This is a genomic window from Psychrobacter aquimaris (assembly GCF_016107525.1).
In the GTDB taxonomy this organism is placed as follows: Bacteria; Pseudomonadota; Gammaproteobacteria; order Pseudomonadales; family Moraxellaceae; genus Psychrobacter; species Psychrobacter aquimaris.
The window spans coordinates 112225-120658 of sequence record NZ_JABASR010000013.1 but is presented as its reverse complement, the minus strand read 5'-3'; the positions used below and the strand labels follow the sequence as shown (position 1 = coordinate 120658).

The 8434-nt window shown below is 41.8% G+C and carries 8 protein-coding genes; 6 read left to right on the top strand and 2 right to left on the bottom strand.

Annotated elements, in window-relative coordinates; translation table 11 throughout:
- The first annotated feature begins 310 nt into the window (after positions 1-310).
- The 6 genes from JFC10_RS12135 (at position 311) to JFC10_RS12110 (ending at position 4515) form a co-directional block, all read left to right on the top strand.
- Positions 311-1063, top strand: a complete 753-nt coding sequence (locus JFC10_RS12135) for an SDR family oxidoreductase (protein ID WP_198333012.1) — start codon at positions 311-313, stop codon at positions 1061-1063.
- 219 nt (positions 1064-1282) lie between these two features.
- Positions 1283-1669 (top strand): hypothetical protein, encoded by a 387-nt coding sequence (locus JFC10_RS12130; RefSeq protein WP_198333011.1) that lies wholly within the window; start codon positions 1283-1285, stop codon positions 1667-1669.
- Positions 1670-1882: 213 nt separating this feature from the next.
- Positions 1883-2746, top strand: coding sequence for a hypothetical protein (locus JFC10_RS12125; RefSeq protein WP_198333010.1), 864 nt, complete (start codon positions 1883-1885; stop codon positions 2744-2746).
- Between the two features lie 144 nt (positions 2747-2890).
- Entirely contained in the window at positions 2891-3304 is a 414-nt protein-coding gene (locus tag JFC10_RS12120; RefSeq protein WP_198333009.1) for an OsmC family protein, read from the top strand.
- Between the two features lie 4 nt (positions 3305-3308).
- Positions 3309-3770 (top strand): flavodoxin family protein, encoded by a 462-nt coding sequence (locus JFC10_RS12115; protein ID WP_198333007.1) that lies wholly within the window; start codon positions 3309-3311, stop codon positions 3768-3770.
- 67 nt (positions 3771-3837) lie between these two features.
- A complete protein-coding gene (locus JFC10_RS12110; RefSeq protein WP_198333006.1) occupies positions 3838-4515 on the top strand; it encodes a DUF938 domain-containing protein in 678 nt (225 codons plus the stop codon).
- Between the two features lie 95 nt (positions 4516-4610).
- On the opposite strand, the gene ppc is transcribed toward JFC10_RS12110, so the two are convergent.
- Positions 4611-7400, bottom strand: a complete 2790-nt coding sequence (gene ppc, locus JFC10_RS12105) for a phosphoenolpyruvate carboxylase (protein ID WP_198333005.1) — start codon at positions 7398-7400, stop codon at positions 4611-4613.
- 94 nt (positions 7401-7494) lie between these two features.
- Entirely contained in the window at positions 7495-8310 is an 816-nt protein-coding gene (locus tag JFC10_RS12100) for a dienelactone hydrolase family protein (protein WP_265089968.1), read from the bottom strand.
- Between the last annotated feature and the right edge of the window lie 124 nt (positions 8311-8434).

Here is an 8434-nt window from a genome sequence, read left to right as displayed (position 1 = left end):
CAATGGTAGTGTGGATTCGTCCATGTGAGAGTAGGTCATCGTCAGCTCTCTATTCCTGAATCGCCCCTTAACTTAATTGTTGAGGGGCTTTTCTTTGTGTGTAAAAAAAGTGCTATGTCTATCTAAAGAATGCTACTTCTCTGATCGCGTAACCGCTAAAAACCCATCACTGGAAAGTTGGTTTTGAAAAACAGTATAATCATCGCAGTTCGATAGAAAGCCTTCTCTTATTGCTATAAATCAGCCTAAAATATGAACGTTATGCTCCACTTCGAATTCGTGTATAAAATGATAGATCAAGGATAGCGTTATGAGTACTCAAAAAATAGCACTCATTACCGGTGGTAGTCGAGGCATTGGCGCTGCCACAGCGAGGCTGTTTGCCAAGCAAGGTTATGCGGTAGCGATCAATTATAAATCCAATTCAGAAGCAGCCAACAAACTGGCTGAGACGATCACTGCTGATGGTGGAAGGTGCATTACGATTCAGGCTGATGTTGCTTCTGAGGGAGACGTCATTCGCATGTTCTCTACCGTCGATAAAGCACTAGGTACACTATCCGTACTCGTGAACAACGCGGGTATTTTGAAAAAACAATCCCGATTAGAAGATATGACTGCCGACAGAATAAATGCCATACTCACAAACAATGTCACCAGCTATTTTTTGTGTTGTAGAGAGGCGGTAAAACGCATGTCTACTCGACACGGCGGCCTAGGAGGGGTGATTGTGAATGTATCTTCTGGAGCAGCGCGCTCAGGCTCTCCGAATGAATACATCGACTATGCCGCATCGAAAGGCGCTATTGATACCTTAACTAAAGGCTTGTCATTGGAAGTTGCGGCTGAAGGCATTCGGGTTAACTGTGTCCGTCCAGGGCTGATTTACACTGATATGCATGCTGATGGCGGAGAGCCGGAAAGAGTAGAGCGGTTGAAAAATATGATTCCACTGCAAAGAGGTGGACAGCCTGAAGAAGTCGCTGAAGCCATCTATTGGTCAGCTTCAGATAAATCTTCTTTTTCGACTGGGAATTTCTTAGATATCACAGGTGGTCTGTAAGTGGAGTAAATCGTTTGAGATTGAATACTAAATGTATGGCATTTTCGTTTGGTTCATTTTCTGGCTTCAGATAAATTCTTGTTGACTATAATCTAATTTTTTATTTAACTTTTTATATTTATCTTTGAAAATATACTAAAGTAACTTTCTATATGACAATTATATTGTTGGTTAGTAATATCAGTGCTAGATTAATCGTTGTAACGTACAGGAGGATGAATGGAGCTTTTTGACATAGCTGTAAGAGTAGCTGAACTAGGTCTGGTCGTATATGAAAATTACGATGAGCAAGAAATTCAGATTGCGAGACCTGCATCATTGCAAGGCTCCTTATTTCGAGGTTGGACTGAAGATCAATTGTCAGCGATTGGTACTACGTTATTAACAATTAATGCGCCTTCAGCGAAAGTTACTATGAGAGGAAAAGGTAGAAAGGCTAAATATTTGGTTAATATCAGTATGTCTGCTGCACCAGGTCCTGGACCAGAGTGGTTTAATGAAGAGTTTAAAGATACTCAATCAGTATTTGAGGCGATAAAAGAATGCTACTTCTCTGATCGAATAGATTCTAGCAATGCGTCATTGGAAATTTGGTTTGGAAGGTAAGTTTAGTTATCGTAATCCATTAGTATTTTGTTTCTAAATTAATATCTACTAAGATATTTAGTTAAAAAAATGTAGGTACTAATTTTTTGTGGCTTATCGCAACAATCGAGCACCCCGTCACAATTTAAGCAATGATATTAGAGAGTTTGATAGTTGGAAGACATCTAAGTTTTACCAAAAAATTATATAAATATTAAACTTTAAGGCAGTGCTATGACATCCATAATATGTTGGAGAAATAAGGAAGATTTTGACAGTATTTGGGCAGTTAGTGATTCGAGAGTTTCTAGCGGTAGCAATGTTATGATAGATAATTGCCCAAAATTATTTCCAATTACAGCATATACATTTGAAAGTTCTGACTATCTAAAGACACATCCTAAAGTTCTATTTAGGTTTGGATTTGGGTTTGCTGGTAGTACTTTAATTGGTACGAATGTAAAAGAAATGCTTAGTAGCTTTCTATCCAACTTAAGTGAAATCAACTACTACGATGTTCCTGATTATCCAACTGATAAAAAAATGCCTTCTTTGATGGATGTTGCAGAATTAACTAAAAAGATAGGCGATATATATATAAAGAGTTTAGGCTTGCTTTTTCCAAAAAATACAAGGTGTGAGTTTGTAATTTTCGGCTATTGTAAATCAGAGGGTAGGTACTTATCGATTAAACTATCGAATAGCCCTGAGTCTCCAGCTGAAATTAAAATTGAAGAGGTGGATATATCTGATAATTCATATCTTATCCTTGGAGATAGGAAAGATTACATTGAAAATAAAATTGAAAAGATAAGATTAAAGTTCGAATCTGATACTATCAATTGGTGGAGGTCTCCTATCATAGTATTGACTAGTCTGCTGAAAGATAAAAGTGTAAATAGTATTGGTGGGTATTTGCAGCTATGTATAGCTACTCGTCTAGATGCAAGAACGCTTTTTTTATCTACATCAGAGCCTTTTGATGCTCGGTTTGTTGGCTTTAAATTGTTTAAAGATATAATAACATTAGGGGGCTATTCTATAAATGTTTCTGGAGGTGTAGGTATGACTATACCTAGTGAGGATGGTTGGAATTAATGCTTACATTATACATGTATAAAATTTTTTCTAACAGTATTTAAAATTTGTATATATTATTCTATTTAAACAGTTTGAGCTTTATATATTATATCAATAAAGTATCTAATAATAATTCAATAACAACAACCAAAGAGAACCCCCATGACCACATCAAAAGTAACCTACCAAGGCGATTTGCGCACCACCGCCATTCATTTGCAATCAAATAATGAAATCATCACCGATGCGCCAACAGACAATCAAGGCAAGGGCGAAGCGTTTTCGCCGACTGATTTGCTAGCCACCAGTTTGGCCAGTTGTATGTTGACCATCATTGGTATCAAAGCCCGTGACATGAATATTGACCTTGCAGGAACCACGGCTGAAGTGACTAAAGTCATGGCCGCTGATCCAAGACGTGTGAGCGAGATCCATATCATCGTGACTTTTAATAAGGAACTTGATGATAGAACGCAAACGATCTTTTATAACACCGCATTGACTTGCCCAGTCGCTAACAGCATCCACCCTGATATCACGCAGAACTTAACGTTCCGTACTGCTCGTGGCCTTTAAAACCATGGCAAAAACGTTATTGATTGTCGCTCATGCGCCGTCGCCCAATACTGAGAAATTGGCGCAAGCCGCGTATGCTGGTGCCAATCATCTTGATATAGATATCAATGTCATTTTGAAGTCGCCGCAGGATACGCAGCCTGAAGACGTGTTGGCTGCTGATGCATTACTATTAGGCACGACTGAAAATCTAGCATATATGGCAGGGCTGACCAAAGACTTCTTTGACCGCTGTTATTATCCTGTGTTGGAAGAGAAGCAAGGCATGCCATTTGCACTATATATACGTGCAGGACATGATGGTACGGGTACCAAGCTTGCGATGAAGACGATTACGACGGGGCTGCGTTGGTCATGGATTCAAGAGGCGCTGATACTACAAGGCGATTGGCAGGATAGCTTTACTGACCAAGTAGAAGAGCTTGCCATGACGTTAGCCGCTGGTGTTGAGGCGGGTATTTATTAGTAGCATATTTTGCCAATGATTTGCGAAATATACTGCAAACGTAATGGGTAGTCTGAGGAGAGTATCAATGCAAAATGATCATCTAAACAGTCAAGTCGATATCGCTGCATTGCCATTTTCGCAAGCGTGTGAGAACAACAAGCAGCCTATTCTAGAAGTGTTGCAAAGCGAGCTACAAGGCTTTACGCATGTACTAGAGATTGGCTCTGGAACGGGTCAGCATAGCGTTTATTTCTCACCAAAATTGCCACATTTAAAATGGCAAACCAGCGATGTCACTAGTAATCACCATTATATAGCAGCTTGGCATAACGCTTATCCTGCACCCAATCTATCTCTGCCTTTGGCGTTTGATTTGGCTCATGATTCGATACCTGTTAATACTCATTTAAATAGCAGTCATTTAGATAGCAATCATTCAGACAAGCCCTATGATGCGTTATTTACAGCTAATACGCTGCATATCATCAGTTGGGCTTTGGTCGAACGGTTATTTGCATTGGCTGGTGATGCATTACCAGTGGATGGTAAGCTGATTGTCTATGGCCCATTTAATGAGCACGGCAACTATACCAGTGAGGGGAATCAGCGATTTGATGCGATGTTGAGAGCAGGTAATACTGACAGCGGTATTCGTCATAAAGAAGACATTGTAAATTTGGCAAATACACATCATTTAACATTAAGTAAGCGTCATGCGATGCCATCTAACAATCAAATATTAGTATTTATAAAACTTTATTAACGTAAAAAGCTGAGTGGATTCACTGTGATAACACCATGAATCCACTCAGCTTTGATATGAGTTTGAATCAGTAAAGACCAACCTATTTATAAATACTAACCTGTATTGCGTAGCCCTGCTGCCAAGGCGTTGATACTACGAATTAATGCATCTTCGACAGCAAGTCTATCGTTATTTTCTAGATTGTCATTATCAGTGTTATCGGATTGGCGCATACGTTTGAGTAGCTCAATCTGGATATAGTTGATGGGGTCTAAATAGGCGTTACGCCATTCTAATGACTGAGCCAAGTCTTGTTGGTTTGAGAGTAAAGACGCTTGTTCTAGCAAGGAGTTGAGACCTGCGTGAGTCAGTTCATGCTCATCAATTACTGCCTGCATTACTTGCTCACGTAAGCTTTCGTCTTTACACAGTTGACTGTATGCACGGGCGATATTCATCTCAGATTTTGTGAAGGCCATTTCGATATTGCTGATAAAAACATTGAAAAACGGCCAGTTTTTATTCATTTCTTTCATTAACGCTTCGTCTTTTTTGACGCTATCTAATGCACTGCCCACGCCATACCAAGCGGGAAGGGTAAAGCGCGCCAACGACCAGCCAAATACCCAGGGTATCGCTCGAATCGTCGATTTGCTCGGCAGTCCTTTTTTACGGTGAGCAGGACGCGAGCCAATATTGAGTAATGAAATCTCTTGTACTGGCGTGGCTTCAGAATAAAACTGATAGAAGCCTTCTGTATTATCCGTTAACTCTCGATATTGCTGTTCGCCTGCATCTGCTAAATCAGCAAACAAGGCTTCATAGCTATCAAGCTGCTTAGGTTGTTCAACAAATCGTGACGAGCTGGCTTTTAGGGCACCAGTGATTCCCATGGTTAATTCAAACACGGCGGTATCTGGATTGGCATACTTGGCGTAGAGCACTTCGCCTTGTTCAGTGAACTTGATTTGTCCATTTAAGGTGCCAGCAGGCTGCGCGGCAATGGCTTGATGGGTTGAGCCACCACCACGACTGACGGAACCGCCACGACCATGGAACAGGCGGGTGGTGATACCATATTGATTGGCGATATCGGTGATGGTTTGCTGGGCGCTATACAGCTGCCAAGCGGAGGTAATAATGCCGCCATCTTTAGAGGAGTCTGAGTAGCCGAGCATAATCTCTTGAATGTTTCCTGAGTGTTCAAGTAGCTCACGATATAGCCGATTGTCCAACACCATTGGCATAATCTTATCAATATTTTTTAAATCTTCGATGGTTTCAAACAGCGGCGCAACCGGTAGGGCGGAAAATAAATGTCCGTTCTCATCAATACCCGATAGGCCTGCAAAACGCATCAGTAGCAGCACCTCTAATAGCTGACTGGCGTTATTGGTCATCGAGATCACATAGCTACCAAAAGTGTCGTCGCCAACCAGTTTACGCAGTTTAGCGACAGAATTCATCAGAGCAAGCTGTTCGTGTGTTTGCTCGCTCAAGTTGTCTTTATAAATCAGCGGTGCACCTGGCTTTTCTAGCAAACGGGTTAGCCATTCTTGACGCTCTGTTTCGCTGAGTGTTCGATAGTCGGGCAGATTCGAGGCGCTAGCAAAAATATCTGCAATGACTTCGCCGTGATATCCTGAATCTTGGCGAATATCCAGCGAGGCCAAATGGAATCCACAGGTTTTGACTAGGCGAATGGTATCAAGCAGTAAGCCTTCGCCATGCGCCTTGTCATGGGTATTGACACTTTTGCGAATGAGTCGTAAATCATCTAGCAAGGCCGTCGGTGTTGAGTAAGCATCTTGTGCAGCCTCACCATCTGTGCCTTGGCTTTGGATATGCTGGTTGGTCGCTTTTATTTTAGCCAGAATAATGGATAGTAATCTTCGGTACGGCTCATTATTGTAATCATCAGGATTGTAGCAAAAGACTTTTTGATCGAGTGTGCTGTAGTCTTTGATACGGGTATAAATCTCTGGAGCGATATCGACGATAGTATCGCTATGAATCAGCTCACGACGCAATTTTCTGACCAATACTTGGTAATGGCGTAGCACGGTATTAGCATGCATCAATACCGCCATTTCAGTGGTTTCATGGGTGACGAAAGGATTGCCATCTCTATCGCCACCAATCCAAGAGCCAAAACTGACAAAGGCGGGTAAAGGGTAGTCGATTAACTCAGGATAGATATCGATAATAGCATCTTTGATATTACGATAAACTTTGGGAATGGCAGTGAATAAGCTGGCGTCAAAATAGTGTAAGCCGTTGTTTATTTCATCATAAACCAGAGGTTTTCGGCTGCGAACTTCGTCTGATGACCACAGCAAGTCAATGGTTTCTGCCGTCTTTTGCTTAGCTTGCATAAAAGCCAGACTGCCTTCGGGATAGTCGCTCATGGCATCGGTATGCTCATAGAGGGTCTGCAAGATATTCATGGTGGTGCGTCTACGGGCTTCGGTAGGATGAGCCGTAAAAACAGGAATAAATTTAAGGTGATCAATAAGCTCTTTTATTTGCGTAGGTTCGATCTGCCGCTCACGGCATTCTAACAAGGTGCGGCGAAAGGAGCCTTCCCAGCTCTGATTGGACTGGGCACGCATAGTACGGCGCTGCTCACGTAGATAATTTTCTTCGGTTAAATTGGCGAGGAAAAAGTAAATAGAGAATGCTCGAATGACGTTTTTTAATGTTTGATTGTCCAACGAAGCGATGAGGTCAATAAGTTGTTGCTTGTTTGCTTCATTATGCTCGCGGCGCTCCTGAATAAAGCCTTTACGTAATGTTTCAATAGTACGTAAGGTGTCCTCCCCAGATTGGCGAGAAATGGCCTCACCTAAAAATGCGCCTAACAATCTAACACGTGCACGTAATACGTCGTTCTTCAATAACATAACTGGCTTCCTTGGCTTCTAATCGACTCATTTATCAATGAGGTAGGCTGGTTAATGAATAAGGGTCGCTGTTCTTATAAAATACGAATTAAAGTTATTTATATTCATCTGTTAAAAAATCCAAATAGCGTTTCCACGAGCGCTCATCGGCACGTGCATCATATCTATCACTCCCAAATACGCTAAAGGCGTGTGGCGCGCCACTGTATGTCACCATCTCATGCGGTACTTTAGCGGCTTCTAATGTCTTACCCAAAGTCGCGAAGCTCTCTAGGGATACAGACTCATCAGCAGAGCCGTGGAATACTAAGATTTCCCCAGTCGTCTGGTCATAACTTTGACCCGTTGGGATATCAAAGGCACCGTGGAAGGGCACAAATGCTTTTTGCGGGAAACCTGAACGCGCTAGCTCCAGAGCAACCGTACCGCCAAAACAATACCCCATGGTAACGCCTTCACGCACGTCATTACCTTGCAGTCGTCCAGCATTTAATGCACCTTCTAGCAAGCGTCGCATTTTGCTGCGGTCGTCATACAGTTCCCCAGTTAAGCGTTTATTTTCTTCAATAGAGGTGGGGCGAACACCTTGCCCAAACATGTCTGCTGCCAATACGTTGTAGCCTTCAGTCGCTAACATATCAGCACGTTTGCGCTCATAGTCTGTCAATCCATCCCAATCATGAATGAGTAGGATAAAAGGCGCATTAGCTTTGTCAGCTTTGGCGTAATAGCCTTCGTATGCTTGATCATCCACGGTATAGGTAATGTTTTTGGTCGTAATGGCGGCAGCCGTTTGACTAAAAGTGAGTGCCATTAGACCTAATGAGGTTCCAAGTGCTAATGAGCGATAGAGGCTTTTAGAGGGAAGAACAGATGATAAATCAGATGTGGTCAACGACGTAAATAACATAATAGATAGCCTCCAAGTGTCATAAAAAAAGATAAATAGGTGGCTAAAAATAATGTCCATTTATTTATCATCGACAGATATAGTCAAAGAAATGCCAAATCGTTACTGTGCCATTCTCGCTAGA

Bases quoted from the DNA above. Each gene is read 5' to 3' on its own strand.
- ppc (WP_198333005.1), bottom strand. From the start codon at position 7,400: ATGTTATTGAAGAACGACGTATTACGTGCACGTGTTAGATTGTTAGGC.
- JFC10_RS12120 (WP_198333009.1), top strand. From the start codon at position 2,891: ATGACCACATCAAAAGTAACCTACCAAGGCGATTTGCGCACCACCGCC.
- JFC10_RS12125 (WP_198333010.1), top strand. From the start codon at position 1,883: ATGACATCCATAATATGTTGGAGAAATAAGGAAGATTTTGACAGTATT.
- JFC10_RS12110 (WP_198333006.1), top strand. From the start codon at position 3,838: ATGCAAAATGATCATCTAAACAGTCAAGTCGATATCGCTGCATTGCCA.
- JFC10_RS12135 (WP_198333012.1), top strand. From the start codon at position 311: ATGAGTACTCAAAAAATAGCACTCATTACCGGTGGTAGTCGAGGCATT.
- JFC10_RS12130 (WP_198333011.1), top strand. From the start codon at position 1,283: ATGGAGCTTTTTGACATAGCTGTAAGAGTAGCTGAACTAGGTCTGGTC.
- JFC10_RS12100 (WP_265089968.1), bottom strand. From the start codon at position 8,310: ATGTTATTTACGTCGTTGACCACATCTGATTTATCATCTGTTCTTCCC.
- JFC10_RS12115 (WP_198333007.1), top strand. From the start codon at position 3,309: ATGGCAAAAACGTTATTGATTGTCGCTCATGCGCCGTCGCCCAATACT.